The sequence below is a fragment of the Streptomyces sp. NPDC127119 genome (assembly GCF_042677425.1).
Lineage (GTDB): Bacteria > Actinomycetota > Actinomycetes > Streptomycetales > Streptomycetaceae > Streptomyces.
Genome location: NZ_JBHXTO010000007.1, coordinates 1 through 19,381, shown reverse-complemented (window position 1 = coordinate 19,381; position 19,381 = coordinate 1). Strand labels below are relative to the sequence as shown.

The following is a 19,381-nucleotide window of genomic DNA, read 5'->3' as shown; positions in this document are numbered from 1 at the left end:
CTAAACGTCCGGTGGTCAACCCCCGCCGGTCCGTACAGAGAAGGAAGAATCAGCATGGCTGCCACTGAGACCCTCGCCGCTGTCTCCGGCTCCCTCGGCTCCATCGGCTACGGCCTTGCCGCGATCGGCCCCGGCGTCGGCGTCGGCATCATCTTCGGTAACGGCACCCAGGCCCTTGCCCGTCAGCCCGAGGCTGCCGGCCTGATCCGTGCCAACCAGATTCTCGGCTTCGCCTTCTGTGAGGCGCTCGCCCTCATCGGTCTGGTCATGCCGTTCGTCTACGGCGTCTGACGTCGGATTCACGACAGACCGCCCACTAGACGAAAGGCACTGATATGAGCCAGCTGCTCACTGTCGCGGCCGAGGAGATGGAAAATCCCCTCATCCCGCCGATCCCCGAGCTGGTCATCGGCCTGATCGCCTTCGTCATCGTCTTCGGCTTCCTCGCCAAGAAGCTGCTCCCGAACATCAACAAGGTTCTGGAGCAGCGCCGCGAGGCCATCGAGGGCGGTATCGAGAAGGCCGAGGCCGCTCAGACCGAAGCCCAGAGCGTGCTGGAGCAGTACAAGGCCCAGCTCGCCGAGGCCCGGCACGAGGCCGCGCGTCTGCGCCAGGAGGCGCAGGAGCAGGGTGCCACGCTCATCGCCGAGATGCGCGCGGAAGGCCAGCGGCAGCGTGAGGAAATCATCGCCGCCGGTCACTCGCAGCTCGCCGCCGACCGCAAGGCCGCCGCGTCCGCGCTGCGCCAGGACGTGGGCCAGCTGGCCACCGAACTGGCCGGCAAGCTCGTCGGCGAGTCCCTTGAGGACCACGCCCGGCAGAGCCGCACGATCGACCGGTTCCTCGACGGTCTCGACGAGACCGCTTCGAAGGCCGAGGCCACGCGATGAACGGAGCGAGCCGCGACGCGCTGGCCACCGCACGTGAGCGTCTCGACGCGCTGACGGACTCCACGTCCGTCGACGCGGCGCAGCTCGCCGACGAGCTGGCCTCCGTCACCGCGCTGCTCGACCGTGAGGTGTCCCTGCGCCGGGTCCTCACCGACCCTGCGCAGGCCGGCGAGGCGAAGGCCGAACTGGCCGGGCGTCTCCTCGGCGGTCAGGTCAGCGGCACCACCGCCGACCTGGTGGCCGGTCTGGTGCGCTCCCGCTGGTCGCGTTCGCGTGACCTGGTCGACTCCGTCGAGGAGCTGGCCGACACCGCCGACCTCACGGCGGCGCAGCGGCTGGGCAGGCTCGACGACGTCGAGGACGAACTGTTCCGGTTCGGCCGGATCGTCGCCTCGGACACCGGGCTGCGTGCCGCGCTGACCGACCGCGGCGCCTCCGCCGCGGCCAAGAGCGAGCTGCTGCGCAGCCTGCTCGGCGGCCGGGCCGACGCCGTCACCGAGCGGCTGGTCACGCGCCTTGTGACCGCGCCCCGGGGACGTAGCCTGGAGTCGGGACTCGAATCCCTGTCCAAGCTCGCGGCCGACCGCCGAAGCCGCATGGTCGCCGTCGTCACCTCGGCGGTTCCGCTGAGCGACGTGCAGAAGCAGCGCCTCGGCGCCGCCCTCTCGAAGCTCTACGGCCACCCCATGCACCTCAACCTCGACGTGGACCCCGAGGTCCTCGGCGGGATCCGGGTGCAGGTCGGAGACGAGATCATCAACGGCTCCATCGCGGACCGGCTGGAAGCAGTCAGCCGCCGCATGGCGAGCTAGCAGCAATTCCATACGCGTACACCAGAAGTACCCGGAAGTTCAGTACACCGCAGTACTTACGGCCCTGGTTGGGCCGTGCAGAGGATTCCTGGGGGCCCGCGGCGCAGCCGCTGAGGGAAAAAGCCCCAGACCCCCCAAGAAAACTTCGGGCCCAACAAGGAGAGCAGGGAACCCAGATGGCGGAGCTCACGATCCGGCCGGAGGAGATCCGGGATGCGCTGGAGAACTTTGTCCAGTCGTACAAGCCGGACGCGGCCTCGCGCGAGGAGGTCGGTACGGTCACCCTTGCCGGCGACGGCATCGCGAAGGTCGAGGGCCTGCCCTCGGCCATGGCCAACGAACTGCTGAAGTTCGAGAACGGCACCCTCGGTCTCGCGCTGAACCTGGAAGAGCGCGAGATCGGTGCGGTCGTCCTCGGCGAGTTCAGCGGTATCGAGGAGGGACAGCCGGTCACGCGTACCGGCGAGGTCCTGTCCGTGGCCGTCGGCGAGGGCTACCTCGGCCGCGTTGTCGACCCGCTCGGCGCCCCGATCGACGGTCTCGGCGAGATCGAGACGTCCGGACGCCGCGCGCTCGAACTGCAGGCACCGGGCGTCATGGCCCGTAAGTCGGTCCACGAGCCGATGGAGACCGGCTACAAGGCCGTCGACGCGATGACCCCGATCGGCCGTGGCCAGCGTCAGCTGGTCATCGGCGACCGTCAGACCGGCAAGACCGCGCTGGCCGTCGACACGATCATCAACCAGCGTGACAACTGGCGCACCGGCGACCCGAAGAAGCAGGTCCGCTGCGTCTACGTCGCCATCGGTCAGAAGGGCTCGACCATCGCCTCCGTGCGTGGCGCCCTCGAAGAGGCCGGCGCGCTGGAGTACACGACCATCGTCGCCGCCCCGGCGTCCGACCCGGCCGGCTTCAAGTACCTGGCGCCGTACACCGGCTCGGCCATCGGCCAGCAGTGGATGTACGAGGGCAAGCACGTCCTCATCATCTTCGACGACCTCTCGAAGCAGGCCGACGCCTACCGCGCCGTGTCCCTGCTGCTCCGCCGTCCGCCGGGGCGTGAGGCCTACCCCGGTGACGTCTTCTACCTGCACTCCCGTCTCCTCGAGCGTTGCGCGAAGCTCTCGGACGAGCTGGGCGCGGGCTCGATGACCGGTCTGCCGATCGTCGAGACGAAGGCCAACGACGTCTCGGCGTTCATCCCGACCAACGTCATCTCCATCACCGACGGCCAGTGCTTCCTGGAGTCGGACCTCTTCAACGCCGGTCAGCGCCCCGCGCTGAACGTCGGTATCTCCGTCTCCCGAGTCGGTGGTTCCGCGCAGCACAAGGCGATGAAGCAGGTCTCCGGCCGACTGCGCGTGGACCTCGCCCAGTTCCGTGAGCTGGAGGCGTTCGCCGCCTTCGGTTCCGACCTGGACGCCGCGTCGAAGTCGCAGCTGGACCGCGGTCAGCGGATGGTCGAGCTGCTCAAGCAGGCTCAGTACCAGCCGATGGCCACCGAGGACCAGGTCGTCTCCGTGTGGGCAGGCACCACCGGCAAGATGGACGAGGTTCCGGTCGCCGACATCCGCCGCTTCGAGAAGGAGCTCCTGGAGTACCTGCACCGCAAGGAGCAGGGCCTCATGACCTCCATCAAGGAGGGCGGCAAGATGTCGGACGACACCCTGCAGGCCATCGCCGACGCGATCGCGGACTTCAAGAAGCAGTTCGAGACGTCGGACGGCAAGCTGCTCGGCGAGGACACCCCTGCCGCTGCGGGCAAGTGACGACGGAAGGGACCTGACTCATGGGAGCCCAGCTCCGGGTCTACAAGCGTCGCATCAAATCCGTCACCGCGACCAAGAAGATCACCAAGGCGATGGAGATGATCGCCGCCTCGCGTGTCGTCAAGGCGCAGCGCAAGGTACGGGCCTCCACGCCGTACGCGACCGAGCTCACCCGCGCGGTCACGGCGGTCGGGACCGGTTCGAACACCAAGCACCCGCTGACCACGGAGGCTGAGACGGCGACCCGTGCCGCGGTGCTGCTCCTCACGAGCGACCGCGGACTGGCCGGCGCCTTCAACTCCAACGCCATCAAGGCGGCGGAGAAGCTGACCGCCCGTCTGGTGGCCGAGGGCAAGGAGGTCGACACGTACATCGTCGGCCGCCGTGGTCTCGCCCACTACAACTTCCGTGAGCGCAAGGTCTCGGAATCGTGGTCGGGCTTCACCGACGAGCCCTCGTACGCGGACGCCAAGAAGGTTGCCGTTCCGCTGATCGAGGCCATCGAGAAGGAGACGGCGGAGGGCGGCGTGGACGAGATCCACATCGTCTACACCGAGTTCGTCTCGATGATGACGCAGACGGCGGTGGACAGCCGTCTGCTGCCGCTCAGCCTCGAAGAGGTCGCGGAGGAGTCGTCCAGCAAGGACGAGATCCTCCCGCTCTACGACTTCGAACCGTCGGCGGAGGACGTCCTGGACGCCCTTCTGCCGCGGTACGTCGAGAGCCGTATCTACAACGCGCTGCTCCAGTCGGCTGCTTCCAAGCACGCCGCCACCCGCCGCGCGATGAAGTCGGCGACCGACAACGCGGGAGACCTGATCACTTCACTCTCCCGACTTGCCAACGCGGCCCGCCAGGCCGAAATCACCCAGGAAATCAGCGAGATCGTCGGTGGCACCGCAGCGCTGGCCGACGCGACCGCGGGGAGTGACAGGTAATGACGACGACAGTTGAGACGGCCGTTGCCACGGGCCGCGTCGCCCGGGTCATCGGCCCGGTCGTCGACGTGGAATTCCCCGTCGACGCCATGCCGGAGATCTACAACGCCCTTCACGTCGAGGTGGCCGACCCGGCCAACGCCGGCGAGAAGAAGACGCTGACCCTTGAGGTCGCCCAGCACCTGGGTGACGGTCTGGTCCGCACCATCTCCATGCAGCCCACCGACGGTCTGGTCCGCCAGGCCGCGGTGACCGACACGGGCACGGGCATCTCCGTCCCCGTCGGTGACTTCACCAAGGGCAAGGTGTTCAACACCCTCGGCGAGGTTCTGAACTCCGACGAGGCCTACGAGGGCGACCGGTGGACCATCCACCGCAAGGCCCCCGCGTTCGACCAGCTCGAGTCGAAGACCGAGATGTTCGAGACGGGCCTGAAGGTCGTCGACCTGCTGACCCCGTACGTCAAGGGCGGCAAGATCGGTCTGTTCGGTGGTGCCGGTGTCGGCAAGACCGTGCTGATCCAGGAAATGATCATGCGTGTCGCCAACCTCCACGAGGGCGTCTCCGTCTTCGCGGGCGTCGGTGAGCGCACCCGTGAGGGCAACGACCTCATCGCGGAGATGGAAGAGAGCGGTGTTCTCGACAAGACCGCTCTCGTCTTCGGCCAGATGGACGAGCCCCCGGGCACCCGTCTGCGCGTGGCCCTGGCCGGTCTGACCATGGCGGAGTACTTCCGCGATGTGCAGAAGCAGGACGTGCTGTTCTTCATCGACAACATCTTCCGCTTCACGCAGGCCGGTTCCGAGGTCTCCACCCTGCTCGGCCGTATGCCGTCCGCGGTGGGTTACCAGCCGAACCTGGCCGACGAGATGGGTCAGCTTCAGGAGCGCATCACCTCGACGCGTGGTCACTCGATCACGTCGATGCAGGCGATCTACGTTCCCGCGGACGACCTGACCGACCCGGCCCCGGCGACCACGTTCGCCCACCTCGACGCGACGACGGTGCTCTCCCGTCCGATCTCCGAGAAGGGCATCTACCCGGCCGTGGACCCGCTGGACTCCACGTCCCGCATCCTGGACCCGCGCTACATCGCGCAGGACCACTACGACGCCGCCATGCGCGTCAAGACGGTCCTGCAGAAGTACAAGGACCTCCAGGACATCATCGCGATCCTCGGTATCGACGAACTGGGCGAGGAGGACAAGCTCGTCGTCCACCGTGCCCGTCGTGTGGAGCGCTTCCTGTCCCAGAACACCCACGCCGCCAAGCAGTTCACCGGTGTGGACGGGTCGGACGTTCCGCTGGAGGAGTCCATCGCGGCGTTCAACTCGATCATCGACGGGGAGTACGACCACTTCCCGGAGCAGGCGTTCTTCATGTGCGGTGGCATCGAGGACCTCAAGGCCAACGCCAAGGAACTCGGCGTTTCCTGAACCTCGCGTTCTGAGTGAGAGGGGCGGGGCCGTGCCTCGCGGGGCGGGTCCCGCCCCTCTCACTACGCCCATTAGACTTTGACCCAACACCCGGCAGCGAACGCCGGGTGGTGACCCGAGGAGCCCACCTTGGCTGCTGAGCTGCATGTCGAGCTCGTCGCCGCGGACCGCAGTGTCTGGTCCGGCGAGGCCACCCTGGTCGTCGCGCGTACCACGTCCGGCGACATCGGCGTCATGCCCGGTCACCAGCCGCTGCTCGGTGTGCTGGAGTCGGGCCCGGTGACCATCCGTACGAGTGATGGTGGAACGGTCGTCGCCGCGGTGCACGGCGGTTTCATCTCTTTCGCGGACAACAAGCTGTCCCTGCTGGCCGAGATCGCCGAGCTGTCGGACGAGATCGACGTCCAGCGTGCGGAGCGGGCGTTCGAGCGTGCGAAGTCGGACGCCGACGCGTCCGCCGAGCGTCGCGCGGACGTACGACTGCGGGCGGTGTCTGCGCACTGAAACCAGCGCGCAGAAGGAAGTGACTCAGCCGCGGCCAGGACCGGAGCTTTTCCGGACCGGGTCGCGGCTGAGGCGATGCGGGTGCTTTTTTCCTTTCCGTTACCTAGGAGACGAGGAGGTCGGTGTCGATGGTCCTCGCTCTGACTGTGGTCGGGTCGGTAGTACTACTGGTGGCCCTCGGACTCTTCGTCTTCGGCCTGCGTCGCAGAGTGATCCAGCGTTCGGGCGGCACCTTCGACTGCAGCCTCCGGTGGGACGTCCCGGAGAAGACCGACACGAGCGGCAAGGGCTGGGGCTATGGCATCGCCCGCTACAGCGGTGACCGGATCGAGTGGTTCCGCGTCTTCTCGTACGCGCTTCGGCCGCGGCGGGTTCTCGAACGCTCGGCGATCGAGGTCGCGGGGCGGCGGGCGCCGGAGGGTGAGGAAGAGCTTGCGCTGCTCTCCGACGCGATCATCTTGACGTGCGTTCATCGGGGGACGCGGCTTGAACTCGCGATGAGCGAGGATGCGCTGACCGGGTTTTTGGCTTGGCTGGAAGCCGCGCCGCCCGGGCAGCGGGTGAATGTGGCTTAACCATTCACTCGCTGCCCGGGCGGTTTTGGCTTACGCCGCGGGGTCCGGTGGGTGTCTGCGGGTCCGTCGTGGCTGGTCGCGCAGTTCCCCGTGCCCCTTACGGGGCCGTGCCCCTGAAGGGTGCTAGTTCAGGCCGTTGTTGATGGCCGTCACCAGTTCGCCGTTGGTCGTGTCGCCGCTGAACTCCCAGAAGAACGCGCCGCCCAGGCCCTGGTTCTTGGCCCAGGTCATCTTGGAGCCGATGGTGGCCGGGGTGTCGTAGCTCCACCAGTTGTTGCCGCAGTAGGCGTACGCCGTGCCGGCGATCGTGCCGGTGGCGGGGCAGGAGTTCTTGAGGATCTTGTAGTCCTCGATGCCCGCCTCGTACGTGCCGGGTGCCGCGCCGGTCGCCGAACCGCCGGGGGCGGCCTGGGTGACGCCGGTCCAGCCGCGTCCGTAGAAGCCGATGCCGAGCAGCAGCTTCTTCGACGCCACGCCCTTGCTCTTGAGCTTGGCGATGGCGTCGGCCGAGTTGAAGCCGGCCGTCGGGATGCCGCTGTACGAGGTCAGCGGCGAGTGCGGGGCGGTCGGGCCCTGCGCGTTGAAGGCGCCGAAGTAGTCGTACGTCATCACGTTGTACCAGTCGAGGTACGTGCTGGCGCCGCCGTAGTCGGCCGCGTCGATCTTGCCGCCGGAGGAGCCGTCCGCCGTGATGGCGGCGGTGACCAGGTAGTTGGAGCCGAACTCGGTCCGCAGCGCCTGGGTGAGGGTCTTGAAGGAGCTGAAGCCGGACGCGTCGCAGCTCAGGCCGCAGGCGTTCGGGTACTCCCAGTCGATGTCGATGCCGTCGAAGACGTCGGCCCAGCGCGGGTCCTCGACGAGGGCCTTGCAGGACGCGGCGAAGGCGGCCGGGTTGGCGGCGGTCTCACCGAAGCCGCCCGAGTAGGTCCAGCCGCCGAACGACCACAGCACCTTGATGTTCGGGTACTTGGCCTTCAGCTGGCGCAGCTGGTTGAAGTTGCCGCGCAGGGGCTGGTCCCAGGTGTCGGCGGTGCCGCTGACGGACTGGTCGGCGGTGTACGCCTTGTCGGTGGCCGCGTAGGAGTCGTCGAGGGTGCACTTGCCGCCCTTGACGTTGCCGAACGCGTAGTTGATGTGGGTGATCTTCGACGCGGAGCCGGAGCTGACCAGGTTCTTCACGTGGTAGTTGCGCCCGTAGACGCCCCACTCGGTGAAGTAGCCGAGCTTGACCTTGTCGCCGGTGGGCGGCGGGTCGGTGGTGCCGCCCGTGGTGTGCACGGCGGTCGCGCCGCTGACCGGACCGGTCTGGTCGGCCGTGTCACGCGCCTGCACGGTGTACGAGTAGTCGGTGCCTGCGGTCAGACCGGTGTCGCTGTACGAGGTCCCGGTCACCGTGGCGACCTTGGCGCCGTCGCGCAGGACGTCGTAGTTCTTGATGCCCTTGTCGTCGGTGGCCGCGCTCCAGGCGAGCTTCACCGAGGTGTTGGTGATGTCGGAGGCGGTCGGCTTGCCCGGGGCGGAGGGCGCGTTGTCGCCGGGGACCGTGGGTCCGCCGTCACAACTGCCGCCGTTGAGCTTGCAGTTGGCGGGGGAACCGGCTCCCGCGCCGTTGAAGCCGAAGGAGAGGGAGGCGCCCGGAGCGAGGGTGCCGTTCCAGGACTTGTTCTTGGCGGTCCAGTGGGTGCCGGAGCTGGTGACGTCGGCGTCCCAGGCGGAGGTGACCGAGGTGCCCGAGGGGAAGTCCCACTCGACGGTCCAGGAGCTGAGGGCCGTGGTACCCGTGTTCTTGACGGTCCACTTGCCCTCGAAGCCCGTTCCCCAGTCCTGGGTCTTGGCGTAGGTGGCGGTCGCCGACGTGGCGGCGGAGGCGGGGCTCGCGAGCCCGACCAGGGCGGCGAACGGCAGCAGCAGGGTGGTGAACCCCGCTATGGCTCTGTGACCGAGTCTGCGTCTGAGGCGCATCCGCGTCTCCTTGGGGGAGTTTTATGAGGTGCGCAGGACAATAGAAAGGTCTGGACCATAGGTCAATAGGTCCAGACCACTGTTGGGGTGTGGTGCGACTAGTTGTTACACGCCCAACTCCTGGGCCAGCACGGCCGCCTGCACCCGGCTGCGCAGTCCCAGCTTCCCCAGCAGGCGGCTGACGTGTGTCTTCACCGTCGCCTCCGCCATGTCGAGGCGCAGTCCGATCTCCGCGTTGGACAGGCCCTCGCCCAGGCGGGAGAGGACCTCCCGTTCGCGCCGGGTCAGCGCGTCCAGGACCGAGGGGTCCGCCGACGGTGCGCGGACGGGGCGTGCGGCGAACTCGGCGATCAGCCGGCGGGTGACCGCGGGGGAGATCAGGCCCTCGCCGCCCGCCACCGTGCGGACCGCCTCGATGAGTCGGCGGGCCTCGGTGTTCTTCAGCAGAAAGCCGGCGGCGCCCGCGCGCAGCGCGCCGAACACGTACTCGTCGAGGTCGAACGTGGTCAGTACGAGGACGTCGGCGAGGTTCTCCCCGACGACCTGGCGGGTGGCGGCGACGCCGTCCAGGCGGGGCATCTGGATGTCCATCAGGACCAGGTCGGGGCGTAGTTCCCGGGCCATGGCCACCGCCTGCTCGCCGTCCGCGGCCTCGCCGATCACCTCGATGTCGGGGGCGCTGCCCAGGATGAGGACGAGTCCGGCCCGTACGGCGGACTGGTCCTCGGCGACGAGCACACGGATCATGCGGTTTCTCCTTCGGTGATCGGGAGGGTCGCGCGGACCGTCCAGGTTCTGCCGCCCGGTGTGTTCCGCGGGGCGGTCGCCGTTCCCTCGGGCCCGGGTCCCGCCTCGAAGGTGCCCTGCAGCAGGGCGACCCGTTCGCGCATGCCGATCAGGCCCGCGCCCGAACCGGGTGCGCGGGGGCCGTCGTGCCGGACCTCGCCGAAAGGGCTGGTCACCCGTACGTCCAGGGCGTGTTCGCGCTGGACCAGGGAGACGGTGACCCGGCCGGGGGAGGCGTGCTTGAGGGCGTTGGTCAGGGACTCCTGCACGATGCGGTAGGCGGCGAGTTCGACCGGGGCCGGGAGCACGGTGTGGGCGCGGTCGAGGGTGACGTCCAGGCCGTTGCCGCGGGCGTGTTCCACCAGGGAGGCGAGTCCGTCCAGGGTGGGCGCGGCGGCCGGCTCGGTGTCCCCGCTGCTGTCGCGCAGGATGCCGATGAGACGGCGCATCTCGGCGAGCCCCTCGACACTGTTCTCGCGGATCACCCCGAGCGCCTGTTTCGAGGTGTCCGGGTCGTCGAGCGAGAGCGCGGCCGTGGAGTGGATGGCGATCGCCGACAGGTGGTTGGCCACCATGTCGTGCAACTCCCTCGCCATCCGGGCGCGTTCGGCGGTGACGGCCTGGACGCGGTCGATCTCGGCGAGCAGGGCGGTCTGTTCGGCGCGCAGCCGGGCGGCCTCCGCGGCGTCGCGGTGGTTGCGTACCACCCAGCCGGTCGCGCCGGGCGTGAACGCCACGATGCCGACGACCACACCGATCAGCAGCGCTTCCGGGACCCGCCAGACGGCGAACGGCACCACCGTGCCGAGCACCGTGAGCACCCCGCTGATCCACAGGACGCGGCGGGCGGCGGCGGGCGGGCCGTACAGGACGGCCGCGTACACGAGGTCAGTGAACATCACGACCGTGGCCAGGCTGCCCTGCGTGATCGTGTCGGCGGTCAGCGCGGCGACGCCGACCAGCAGGCCCGTACGCGGACGGGTCCGGCGCAGCAGCTCGCAGCCCGCCGTCACGGCGAGCGGCAGCAGGATCGGCCAGCGGCCCGGCCAGAGCACGATCGGGTCGGCGGCCGGGCGGGTGCCGAGGCCGACGGCCCAGAGGAGGAGGCCGCCGAGCAGTCCCGCCAGCGCGATGCGTACGTCGTCGCGGTGCGGGCGCGGGTGTCGGAGGGCCATGACTCCATCCAACACGGCGGGTCCGCTCGTCGCCTGATGCCGCAGGACGGTCTGCCGGTACATCGAAGGATGCAGTACGACTTCGTCACTGCCGACGACGATCGGGGGCGCGGCCCGCGGAAGCCTTGAAGGGTGACCGAGAGGAGTTCGTCGTGGTCGTCACGCTGATCGTCGTGTGCGAGGTCGGCTTCTGGGTGCTGCTGGCCGGGGGGCTCGCCTTCCGCTACCTGCTTCGGATGCCCCGCACCGGGCTGGCGCTGTTGCTGTGCGAGCCGCTGCTGGAGGTCGTGCTGCTGGTGGTCACCGCGCTGGATCTCAAGGCCGGGGCCGAGCCGGACTGGACGCACGGGCTGGCCGCGCTGTACATCGGGTACACCGTCGGGCACGGGCACCGGACCGTGTCGTGGCTCGACGGGCATGCGGCGCACCGGCTCGGCGGTGCGCCTCGGCCGGCGGGGCCGCCGCGATACGGGATGGCTCGGGCGCGGCATGAGGGGCGGGTGTGGGTCGGGACCGTGGTGGGGGCTGCCGTCGCCACGGCTCTGCTTCAGATCGCGATCTGGTACGTCGGTGACCCTGCGCGGGTGTCCTCGCTGGAGAGCTGGCGGTATGTGGCGTGGCGGGCTGCCGGGATTCACGGGGTGGTGGCGTTGACGTATCTGGTGTTTCCGAAGAAGGCGCCGGAGTCTGTGGCGGGGAGTTTGACGAAGCGGTGACTTTTCTGAGCGGGGCGGGGGGCGGTTCTTGGGTGCGGGCCCGGTGGGGGCCGGTCGCGCAGTTCCCCGCGCCCCTCAAAAGCGACAAGACTGCGCAGTTCCCCGCGCCCCTTGAGGGCGACAAGACCGCGCCGTTCCCCGCGCCCCTCAAGGGCGAAAGGATTGCGCCGTTCCCCGCGGCCCTGGGAGTTGGAGGCAACGGGATTGCGGCGTTCCCCGCGGCCCCTGGAGGCGAAAGGCGACAAGGCCGCGCCGTTCCCCGCGCCCCCAGGGGACAAGCGTCAGCGTTCGCCGCCCGGGACCCACAGGACGTCGCCCACCTCCTTGTTCGCTGTCCTTGCCAGGATGAAGAGGAGGTCCGAGAGGCGGTTCAGGTAGGTCGCTGTGAGGGGGTTCATCACCTCCGCGTGGGATTCCAGGGCCGTCCAGGTCGAGCGTTCCGCCCGGCGGACCACCGTGCAGGCCTGGTGGAGCAGGGCCGCTCCGGGCGTGCCGCCGGGGAGGATGAAGGAGCGGAGCTTCTCCAGATGTTCGTTGAAGCGGTCGCAGTCCGCCTCCAGCTTGTCGATGTAGAACTGCTCGACGCGCAGCGGCGGGAACTCGGGGTTCTCCACGACGGGCGTCGACAGGTCCGCCCCCACGTCGAACAGGTCGTTCTGGACGCGGGAGAGGACCTTCACGATCTCCTCGTCGAGGTTGCCGAGGGCGATCGCCGTGCCGAGGGCCGCGTTCGCCTCGTTGGCGTCGGCGTACGCCGAGATCCGCGGATCCGTCTTGGCGGTGCGGCTCATGTCGCCGAGGGCGGTGGTGCCCTGGTCGCCGGTCCTGGTGTAGATGCGCGTCAGATTGACCATGCGGCCAGCGTAGTTACGCCCCGGCCGTTCGGAACACGCGTGTGCCCACTGTCACGGCGAGTCCCGCGAGGCCGACGGCCACGAGGACCCCGTACGCCATGGAGGCGGTCGCGTACGAGCCGGTGTACGCGTCCCGCATCGCGTCCACGAGATAGCGCAGCGGCATGACGTGCGAGAGGGTGTCCAGCCAGCCCGGGGCCAGCGACATGGGCAGCATCAGGCCGGACAGGAGCATGGAGGGCATGGTCAGGGCGTTGATCGTCGGGCCGAACGCGTGGGGCGAGCTGATCCGCATGGCCAGCGCGTAGGAGAGCGAGGCCAGCGAGACCGTCAGGAGGGCGACGAAGGCGAAGCCGATCAGGATGCCCGCCACGGGCGTGCGCAGGCCCATCACCACGGCGGCCAGGACCAGCAGGACCGCTTGGAGGACGAAGACGGCCGTGTCGCGCAGCACCCGGCCGAGCAGGAGCGCGAGCCGGCTGACCGGGGTGACGCGCATCCGCTCCACGACCCCGTGGTTCTTCTCGACGATGATCATGAATCCGGCGAACGCGGCGCCGAACAGGCCGAGCTGGAGCAGCAGTCCCGGGACCAGGATCTGCCAGGAACTCCCGCCGCCGCCCAGCGGCAGATCGGTGAGCAGGGGGCCGAAGAAGAGCAGGTACAGCAGCGGCATCAGCACGCCGAAGAGCATCGCGAATCTGGAGCGCAGGGTCTGGCGGAGATAGCGCCCGAAGATCAGCGCGGTGTCGTGGAGAAGCATGGGCAGGTCACTTCCTCGATGGCGGGCGGCCGGACGGCTAGACGGTTGCGGGGGCGGGAGCCGTCGGCTCCGGGGTGCGGCCGGTGATCGCCAGGAACGTGTCCTGGAGCGTCGCGTCGATCGACCCCCCGTACCGGAGCTTGAGCGCGCTCGGTGTGCCCTCCGCGACCACGACACCGCCGTCGACGATCACGAGCCGGTCGGCGAGCGCGTCCGCCTCGTCGAGGTAGTGCGTGGTGAGGACGACGGTGGTGCCGTGTTCGGTACGGAGGCGGCGGACGAGGTCCCAGAGGTCGGCGCGGCTCGCCGGGTCGAGGCCGGTGGTCGGCTCGTCGAGGAACAGCACCTTCGGGCGGTGGACGAGGCCGAGCGCGATGTCGAGCCGGCGTCGCTGGCCGCCGGAGAGCGCCGACGTCTTCCGGTCGAGGAGGCCGGTCAGGCCCAGGTCCAGGGCCAGTTCGTCGGCGCGCTCGACCGCCTGCCGCTTCGTCAGACGGTAGAGGCGGCCCTGCGTGACCAGTTCCTCCCGTACGGAGACCTGGGGGTCGACCCCGCCCGACTGCGCCACGTACCCGCACGCGCGGCGCACGCCCGCCGGGTCGCCGGCCAGGTCGTGGCCCGCCACGGTGGCGGCGCCGCCGGTGGGGGCCAGCAGGGTCGTGAGCATCCGGAGCGTGGTCGTCTTGCCGGCGCCGTTCGGGCCGAGGAGGCCGAGGATCTCGCCCGGCGCCACGGTGAGATCGATGCCGCGGACCGCCTCGACGGGGCCGCGCTTGGTCTGGAACGTCCGGGCCAGGCCGGCCGTGCTGATGATGGGCATGCGCCAAGAAAAACAGAGGCACTCCAATTTTGCAATGCCACCAAAATTTGAGGGAGCCCAGAAAATCCCGGTCCGGCCTACGATGAGGCCATGGCAGAGGGGCTCAGGGAGCGGAAGAAGCGCGAGACCAGGCAGCGCATCTCGGACATCGCCACGGGACTGTTCCTGGAGCACGGATTCGTCACCGTGACGATGGTCGACGTCGCGGACGCCGCCGATGTGTCCGTGAACACCGTGTACAACTACTTCCCCGCCAAGGAAGACCTCTTCTTCGACCGCAGCAAGGGCGTGATCGACCGGCTCTCGCGCTGGGTGCGCGGCCGGGACCCCGGCGAGTCGGCCGCCGCCGCCGTCCTGCGCGAACTGCGCGAGGAGGTCGAGGCGGTCTCGCCGCGGGTCGGCCTGATGGACGGGTACGACCGGTTCATGCGCGTCATCCACGACGCGCCGGCCCTGCGCTCCCGGCTGTGGAGTCTTCAGCAGGAGGTGCACGACCACCTGGCGGACACCCTGCGCGAGGAGACGGGCGCCGCGCCCGGCGATCCGATGCCCGGCCTGATGGCGGGCCAGATCGGCTGGCTCCACCAGACGGTCATGAGCACCGTCGGCCGCGAGATGATCGCCGGGCGCGATCCGGCCGAGGTCTCCCGCGAGGTGCTGACGCTCCTGGACGGCATGGAGGACCTTTTGAGTGAGAAGGTCCTCAACTACGCCGTACGAGCGGCGGAATGAGCCGCCCGGTGTGATGTCCGTCAGATGAGACGTGACGCGCATTACTTAGCGGTCACACGGCACCTCACGAGCGCTATGGTCCGCCGGAGAGGCAACTCGAAGGCGCGTTGTTCGGGGCTGTCTCGCGTTGTCAGCACCAGTCGTCCCGGTCGGCCTCTCGCCGGCCGGAGTCCGGGGTCGCGCGGCGGTCGCCGCACATCGACGCGGCCCCGGGGAAGAAGCAGCAGGGGAGTCGGACAGTGGCAGGGAAGCTCGCCGTCATCGGGGCCGGACTCATGGGGTCCGGTATCGCCCAGGTCGCCGCACAGGCAGGCTGGGACGTCGTCCTGCGGGATGTCACCGACGCGGCGCTGACCCGTGGCACCGACGGCATCAAGGCCTCGTACGACAAGTTCGTGAGCAAGGGGAAGCTGGACGCGGGCGCGGCCGAAGAGGCACTGGGCCGCATCACCACGACCACCGACCTGGACGCGGTCGCCGACGTCGACCTCGTCGTCGAGGCCGTGTTCGAGAAGCTGGAAGTCAAGCACGAGATCTTCCGTACGCTCGACAAACTGGTGAAGGACGAGACCGTACTCGCCTCCAACACCTCCGCCATCCCGATCACCAAGATCGCGGCGGCCACCGGGCGCCCGGAGCGGGTCGTCGGCGTCCACTTCTTCTCGCCGGTGCCGATGATGCAGCTCTGCGAGCTGGTCCGCGGCTACAAGACCAGCGACGAAGCGCTCGCCACCGCCCGGGAGTTCGCCGAGTCGGTCGGCAAGACCTGCATCGTCGTCAACCGCGACGTGGCCGGCTTCGTCACCACCCGGCTCATCTCGGCACTCGTCGTCGAGGCGGCCAAGCTGTACGAGTCGGGCGTGGCCACCGCCGAGGACATCGACCTGGCCTGCAAGCTGGGCTTCGGTCACGCCATGGGACCGCTCGCCACCGCCGACCTCACGGGTGTCGACATCCTGCTGCACGCGGCGGGCAACATCTACACCGAGTCCCAGGACGAGAAGTTCGCCCCGCCGGAACTGATGCGCCGGATGGTTGACGCCGGTGACATCGGACGCAAGAGCGGGCAGGGCTTCTACACGTACTGACACACGTACCGGTTCCGTGGTGGACCACGACCCGTCACACCGTCACTCGTCAGGGTGATTTGGGTATCGGTTCGCTCACGGACGGCAACTTCTGCCCCGGTACGGCAGTCAGTCCTGGCAACACCTCGCACCACAGGACAGACGAAGACGCCGAGTACGAAAAACGCACTCTCGGGGAGCGCATATGCACATCAGGGGCGACCACGCCGAGCTGGTCGTCGGGGGCCGCCTCGACGTCCGCAGCGCGGCGGACGCCCGTACGGTCCTGCACACGGCCATCGACGACGGCGTCGGCGACCTGGTGCTCGACCTGTCAGAGCTGGACTCCTGGGACGCCACCGGACTCGGTGTCATCATGGGGGCCCACCGGCGGGCGGGGCGGTGCGGCCGGAGGCTTGTGCTGCGCGGCGTCAAGCCGCAGATGCAGCGCCTGCTGGTGGCCACCCGCCTCCACCGCATCCTGGCGATCGAGGGCGGTATCGGGGTCGAATCACTGCCCCGGGTGTGAGGCTTCGCGTCACTGCCGCAAACGGCGAAGATCGGATCGGAAGCGGCGTACGAAACCCGTACCTCGCGAACAATCCTCACGAAGCTGTGACGTCTCGGACGGCGCGGTACCCCGTGTGTTCGTAGATACTGTGCGAAGGTTTAGGGTTCGCGTGCCCGCGTGTTGATGAACCCGTCAGTGGGCACCGGACCAGAAGCGACAGCGCAGTGTGCGGCAGGCCGGAGGGGGCTCGCACACGACGCTTTTGGGGGGCTTGGACCTATGGACCCGACCAACCGGGGACCCGAAGACCACGGTCACGACGACGACTCGGCGCCACGACAGCGCCCACCGCGCGAGCCTTTGACGCACGCGCTGGGGCAGGGTGGCGTCCAGCACACACCCGCACCGGCCCGCACCGTCCAGCTCGTCGCGGGCGACCATCTGCTCACCGTCAATCCCGTCGACGGCAGCGAGATCGAGCTCTGCCCGCCGGGCGAGCGGCCGCCGCGGCCCACGAAGTTCAGCGCCGCCGAGCGGACCGAGCACACCCGCGCCGCACGGCCGCCCGTCCCGCCCGGGGCGCCGGGGCCCGGACTGCCGCTCCTGGAGCGCCAGGAGGAGCGTGAGCGGCTCGTACGGCTGCTCGCGCGCGGCCGTTCCGTACGGCTCACCGGGCCCCCGGGCTCGGGCCGCACCGTTCTGCTGGACGCCGTCGCCGACGACTGCGCGGACCTCGCGCCCGACGGCGTGATCCGCCTCAGCGGCCATCGCCGCACGGCCGACGATCTGCTGCACGAACTCTTCGCCACCGTCTACGACGCCCCGCTCCACCGGCCGGAACAGGACGAACTGCTCGCACTCGTCCACGAGATCGGCGCGGTCGTCGTCCTGGACGACGTCGAGTTCGGCGGCAACGCGCTCGAAGACCTGCTCGACGCCACACCCGAGTGCGCCTTCCTCGTCTCCGCGACGCCCGAGATCGCCGCGCCGGTCGCCGACTCGCTCCTCGAAGAGGTCTTCCTCGGCGGCCTCGGCCGCGCCGGCGGCCTCGAACTGCTGGAGCGTGCCGTCGGCCGCGTCCTCACCGAGGAGGAGTCCAACTGGGCGGGCGACCTCTGGTTCGAGTCCGAGGGCCTCCCGCTGCGCTTCGTCCAGGCCGGCGCCCTGCTGCGGCAGCGCGACCAGCTGAGCACCGACCCGGAGGCCTTCGACGACTTCGGCCGCTACTCCGGCGAATACGACGACGCGCCCGCGGACGCCCACCCGGACGCACCCGCGGACGCGTCCACCGACGTGCCCACCGACGCGTCCGGCACCGAGGACCGCCACGAGGTACCGCTGCCCTCGCTCGCCGAGGGTGCCGCGCCCGCCGCGCTGCTCGCCTCCCGGCTCAGCGAGTCGGCCCGCGCCACCCTGCGCTTCGCCGTCGCCCTGAGCGGCGAGGTGCCGCACCAGGCGCATCTGCCCGCCATCGTGGGCCACACGCACGCGGACGCCGCGCTCGCGGAACTCGTCGGCTGCGCGCTCGTCACCCCGGTCGGCTCGCACTACCGGCTCGCGCCCGGTGTGCAGACCCAGCTGGAGAGCGCCGGCTACGCCGCGGACGCCGAGGAGACGGCCCGCGCCGCCGCCCGGCACTACGCCTGGTGGGCCGGGCACCCGTCCGTCACCCCGGAGCGGGTCAGCGCCGAGGCGGACGCTGTGCTCGCCGCCCTGGCCGCCCTGGTGCCGCTGACCGTGCCACCGGCCGAGGACGAGGAGAACGCCCCGGCGGTGGAGCTGGCCCGGACGGCCGCGCCCGCCTTCGCCGCGGGACTGCACTGGAGCGCCTGGGAGCGCGCGCTGCGCTCCGGGAGCGAGGCCGCCCGGCTCGCCGGCGAGGTCTCGGATCAAGCCTATTTCCACCACGAGTTGGGCATCCTCGCGCTCTGCGGCGGACAGCTCGACCGGGCCCGCGCCGAACTGGAGGCCTCCGTAGGCCTGCGCGGCGCCCTCGCCGACAAGCGCGGCACCGTCGCGGGCCGGCGCGCCCTGGCCCTGGTCGCGGACCGCTCGGGCTTCTCCGGCCTGCCGGTTCCGCCGGGACAGGGACTCCTGGCGCTGCCCGCGGGGGCCGGCTCGACGTCCGGCGAGGAGGTGCCCGACGCGCGGTACGAGGAGTCGGCGTCCCCGCCCGGCGGCGTACCGGCCGCGCTCGCGGCGGTCCCCTCGCTGCAGGGGCCCGGCGAGCCCGCCACGCTGATCACGCACCGCACCGGGTCCACCTCCTCGGCGAAGGCCGGCGGAGTGAAGGCGGGCGGGGTGAAGGCGGGCGGGGTGAAGGGCCTGGTCAACGGCACCCGGCGCAATCTGGTGGCCGCCGGTGCGGGCGCCCTGCTCGCCGCCGTGCTCGGCACGGTGGTGACGCTCGGCGCGACCTCCAACCCCGACGACAACACCCCGTCGGAGAAGGTCGGCGTGACCCCGTCGGCCAGCGCGGACGACGAGGGCGAGGGGCTCGGAGCGGACCGGCCGAAGAAGGGCAGCAGCGACGTCGACTCGACCGCCCGGCCGACCGACCCGGGCGAGGACGGCGTCCTCGGGACCTCGGACGACCCGACACCGACGTCGACCGGCGAGCCGTCGGACGACCCGAGCGGGTCGAAGGAACCGAGCCCGACGAAGTCCACGACGAAGCCGCCGTCGTCCACGAAGCCGCCGACTTCGCCGAAGCCGTCGGACACGACGAAGCCGCCGACCGATCCGCCCACCGATCCCTCGACCGACCCGCCCAGCGGGTCGCCGGACCCCAGTGGCGAGCCCTCGGATCCGCCGTCCACCCCGTCGACCTCCGACTCGGCCAGCGGTCCCGCGTCCTCCCCCGCCACCAGCAGCTCCGCGAGCGACCCGGCGGGCAGCGGCACCCCCGGGTCGCCGACGGTGATCTGAGGCGCCGCACGAGCGCGTACGACGGCGCCACGGCATGACGGTGGGCCGGGACCCATCACAGGTACCGCCGCCCCCGAATTCCGGTAAAAAGATTACGGCCACGGGCAGAACAACCCCAGCGAATAGTACGAGAAGACCCGCCA

Annotated in this window: 19 protein-coding genes; 13 read left to right on the top strand and 6 right to left on the bottom strand. The window is 69.9% G+C overall.

What is annotated here, in order from left to right; translation table 11 throughout:
• The first annotated feature begins 54 nt into the window (after nucleotides 1-54).
• The 8 genes from ACFVH5_RS05425 (at nucleotide 55) to ACFVH5_RS05390 (ending at nucleotide 6,924) form a co-directional block, all read left to right on the top strand.
• Nucleotides 55-291, top strand: a complete 237-nt coding sequence (locus tag ACFVH5_RS05425; protein WP_067273352.1) for a F0F1 ATP synthase subunit C — start codon at nucleotides 55-57, stop codon at nucleotides 289-291.
• 44 nt (nucleotides 292-335) lie between these two features.
• Nucleotides 336-890, top strand: coding sequence for a F0F1 ATP synthase subunit B (locus ACFVH5_RS05420; protein ID WP_107021299.1), 555 nt, complete (start codon nucleotides 336-338; stop codon nucleotides 888-890).
• Entirely contained in the window at nucleotides 887-1,702 is an 816-nt protein-coding gene (locus ACFVH5_RS05415) for a F0F1 ATP synthase subunit delta (RefSeq protein WP_385832242.1), read from the top strand. The genes ACFVH5_RS05420 and ACFVH5_RS05415 overlap by 4 nt, the downstream gene beginning before the upstream one ends.
• 176 nt (nucleotides 1,703-1,878) lie before the next feature.
• Entirely contained in the window at nucleotides 1,879-3,471 is a 1,593-nt protein-coding gene (gene atpA / locus ACFVH5_RS05410; protein WP_107021297.1) for a F0F1 ATP synthase subunit alpha, read from the top strand.
• A 20-nt stretch (nucleotides 3,472-3,491) separates the two neighbouring features.
• On the top strand, nucleotides 3,492-4,409 hold the full coding sequence (locus ACFVH5_RS05405) for a F0F1 ATP synthase subunit gamma (protein WP_385832241.1): 918 nt from the start codon (nucleotides 3,492-3,494) through the stop codon (nucleotides 4,407-4,409).
• Complete coding sequence (gene atpD / locus ACFVH5_RS05400; RefSeq protein WP_107021295.1) at nucleotides 4,409-5,845, top strand: F0F1 ATP synthase subunit beta; 1,437 nt, start codon at nucleotides 4,409-4,411, stop codon at nucleotides 5,843-5,845. The genes ACFVH5_RS05405 and atpD overlap by 1 nt, the downstream gene beginning before the upstream one ends.
• A 129-nt stretch (nucleotides 5,846-5,974) precedes the next feature.
• Nucleotides 5,975-6,349, top strand: coding sequence for a F0F1 ATP synthase subunit epsilon (locus tag ACFVH5_RS05395; RefSeq protein WP_107021294.1), 375 nt, complete (start codon nucleotides 5,975-5,977; stop codon nucleotides 6,347-6,349).
• A 128-nt stretch (nucleotides 6,350-6,477) separates the two neighbouring features.
• Entirely contained in the window at nucleotides 6,478-6,924 is a 447-nt protein-coding gene (locus ACFVH5_RS05390) for a DUF2550 domain-containing protein (protein ID WP_189773465.1), read from the top strand.
• A gap of 123 nt (nucleotides 6,925-7,047) precedes the next feature.
• Here the strand turns inward: ACFVH5_RS05390 and ACFVH5_RS05385 are convergent, their stop codons facing one another.
• The 3 genes from ACFVH5_RS05385 to ACFVH5_RS05375 all read right to left on the bottom strand — a co-directional run bounded on the left by ACFVH5_RS05385 (nucleotide 7,048) and on the right by ACFVH5_RS05375 (nucleotide 10,847).
• A complete protein-coding gene (locus ACFVH5_RS05385) occupies nucleotides 7,048-8,886 on the bottom strand; it encodes a glycosyl hydrolase family 18 protein (protein ID WP_385832240.1) in 1,839 nt (612 codons plus the stop codon).
• A 105-nt stretch (nucleotides 8,887-8,991) separates the two neighbouring features.
• Complete coding sequence (locus ACFVH5_RS05380) at nucleotides 8,992-9,633, bottom strand: response regulator (protein ID WP_385832239.1); 642 nt, start codon at nucleotides 9,631-9,633, stop codon at nucleotides 8,992-8,994.
• A complete protein-coding gene (locus ACFVH5_RS05375) occupies nucleotides 9,630-10,847 on the bottom strand; it encodes a sensor histidine kinase (RefSeq protein WP_385832238.1) in 1,218 nt (405 codons plus the stop codon). The genes ACFVH5_RS05380 and ACFVH5_RS05375 overlap by 4 nt, the downstream gene beginning before the upstream one ends.
• 152 nt (nucleotides 10,848-10,999) lie before the next feature.
• On the opposite strand from ACFVH5_RS05375, the gene ACFVH5_RS05370 reads away from it, so the two are divergent.
• The gene (locus ACFVH5_RS05370; RefSeq protein ID WP_385832236.1) at nucleotides 11,000-11,563 is read left to right on the top strand and encodes a hypothetical protein; all 564 of its coding nucleotides are present in this window, start codon (nucleotides 11,000-11,002) and stop codon (nucleotides 11,561-11,563) included.
• 281 nt (nucleotides 11,564-11,844) lie between these two features.
• On the opposite strand, the gene ACFVH5_RS05365 is transcribed toward ACFVH5_RS05370, so the two are convergent.
• From ACFVH5_RS05365 to ACFVH5_RS05355, 3 genes are read right to left on the bottom strand one after another with little or no spacing between them, the layout of a single operon-like run.
• The gene (locus ACFVH5_RS05365; RefSeq protein ID WP_385832234.1) at nucleotides 11,845-12,417 is read right to left on the bottom strand and encodes a cob(I)yrinic acid a,c-diamide adenosyltransferase; all 573 of its coding nucleotides are present in this window, start codon (nucleotides 12,415-12,417) and stop codon (nucleotides 11,845-11,847) included.
• A 13-nt stretch (nucleotides 12,418-12,430) separates the two neighbouring features.
• A complete protein-coding gene (locus tag ACFVH5_RS05360; protein ID WP_385832233.1) occupies nucleotides 12,431-13,180 on the bottom strand; it encodes an ABC transporter permease in 750 nt (249 codons plus the stop codon).
• Nucleotides 13,181-13,217: 37 nt separating this feature from the next.
• Complete coding sequence (locus tag ACFVH5_RS05355) at nucleotides 13,218-14,000, bottom strand: ABC transporter ATP-binding protein (RefSeq protein WP_385832232.1); 783 nt, start codon at nucleotides 13,998-14,000, stop codon at nucleotides 13,218-13,220.
• 90 nt (nucleotides 14,001-14,090) lie between these two features.
• Here ACFVH5_RS05355 and ACFVH5_RS05350 point away from each other — a divergent pair, with 90 nt between their 5' ends.
• The 4 genes from ACFVH5_RS05350 to ACFVH5_RS05335 all read left to right on the top strand — a co-directional run bounded on the left by ACFVH5_RS05350 (nucleotide 14,091) and on the right by ACFVH5_RS05335 (nucleotide 19,238).
• Nucleotides 14,091-14,732, top strand: a complete 642-nt coding sequence (locus tag ACFVH5_RS05350; RefSeq protein WP_385832231.1) for a TetR/AcrR family transcriptional regulator — start codon at nucleotides 14,091-14,093, stop codon at nucleotides 14,730-14,732.
• Between the two features lie 239 nt (nucleotides 14,733-14,971).
• The gene (locus ACFVH5_RS05345; protein WP_384803118.1) at nucleotides 14,972-15,820 is read left to right on the top strand and encodes a 3-hydroxyacyl-CoA dehydrogenase family protein; all 849 of its coding nucleotides are present in this window, start codon (nucleotides 14,972-14,974) and stop codon (nucleotides 15,818-15,820) included.
• Between the two features lie 184 nt (nucleotides 15,821-16,004).
• Nucleotides 16,005-16,328, top strand: a complete 324-nt coding sequence (locus tag ACFVH5_RS05340; protein ID WP_107021287.1) for an STAS domain-containing protein — start codon at nucleotides 16,005-16,007, stop codon at nucleotides 16,326-16,328.
• A gap of 261 nt (nucleotides 16,329-16,589) precedes the next feature.
• Nucleotides 16,590-19,238: an ATP-binding protein gene (locus tag ACFVH5_RS05335; protein WP_385832228.1), complete on the top strand. Its 2,649-nt coding sequence runs from the start codon at nucleotides 16,590-16,592 to the stop codon at nucleotides 19,236-19,238.
• Nucleotides 19,239-19,381: the final 143 nt, after the last annotated feature.

Bases quoted from the DNA above. Each gene is read 5' to 3' on its own strand.
- ACFVH5_RS05425 (WP_067273352.1), top strand. From the start codon at position 55: ATGGCTGCCACTGAGACCCTCGCCGCTGTCTCCGGCTCCCTCGGCTCC.
- ACFVH5_RS05420 (WP_107021299.1), top strand. From the start codon at position 336: ATGAGCCAGCTGCTCACTGTCGCGGCCGAGGAGATGGAAAATCCCCTC.
- ACFVH5_RS05415 (WP_385832242.1), top strand. From the start codon at position 887: ATGAACGGAGCGAGCCGCGACGCGCTGGCCACCGCACGTGAGCGTCTC.
- atpA (WP_107021297.1), top strand. From the start codon at position 1,879: ATGGCGGAGCTCACGATCCGGCCGGAGGAGATCCGGGATGCGCTGGAG.
- ACFVH5_RS05405 (WP_385832241.1), top strand. From the start codon at position 3,492: ATGGGAGCCCAGCTCCGGGTCTACAAGCGTCGCATCAAATCCGTCACC.
- atpD (WP_107021295.1), top strand. From the start codon at position 4,409: ATGACGACGACAGTTGAGACGGCCGTTGCCACGGGCCGCGTCGCCCGG.
- ACFVH5_RS05390 (WP_189773465.1), top strand. From the start codon at position 6,478: ATGGTCCTCGCTCTGACTGTGGTCGGGTCGGTAGTACTACTGGTGGCC.
- ACFVH5_RS05385 (WP_385832240.1), bottom strand. From the start codon at position 8,886: ATGCGCCTCAGACGCAGACTCGGTCACAGAGCCATAGCGGGGTTCACC.
- ACFVH5_RS05380 (WP_385832239.1), bottom strand. From the start codon at position 9,633: ATGATCCGTGTGCTCGTCGCCGAGGACCAGTCCGCCGTACGGGCCGGA.
- ACFVH5_RS05375 (WP_385832238.1), bottom strand. From the start codon at position 10,847: ATGGCCCTCCGACACCCGCGCCCGCACCGCGACGACGTACGCATCGCG.
- ACFVH5_RS05365 (WP_385832234.1), bottom strand. From the start codon at position 12,417: ATGGTCAATCTGACGCGCATCTACACCAGGACCGGCGACCAGGGCACC.
- ACFVH5_RS05360 (WP_385832233.1), bottom strand. From the start codon at position 13,180: ATGCTTCTCCACGACACCGCGCTGATCTTCGGGCGCTATCTCCGCCAG.
- ACFVH5_RS05355 (WP_385832232.1), bottom strand. From the start codon at position 14,000: ATGCCCATCATCAGCACGGCCGGCCTGGCCCGGACGTTCCAGACCAAG.
- ACFVH5_RS05350 (WP_385832231.1), top strand. From the start codon at position 14,091: ATGGCAGAGGGGCTCAGGGAGCGGAAGAAGCGCGAGACCAGGCAGCGC.
- ACFVH5_RS05340 (WP_107021287.1), top strand. From the start codon at position 16,005: ATGCACATCAGGGGCGACCACGCCGAGCTGGTCGTCGGGGGCCGCCTC.
- ACFVH5_RS05335 (WP_385832228.1), top strand. From the start codon at position 16,590: ATGGACCCGACCAACCGGGGACCCGAAGACCACGGTCACGACGACGAC.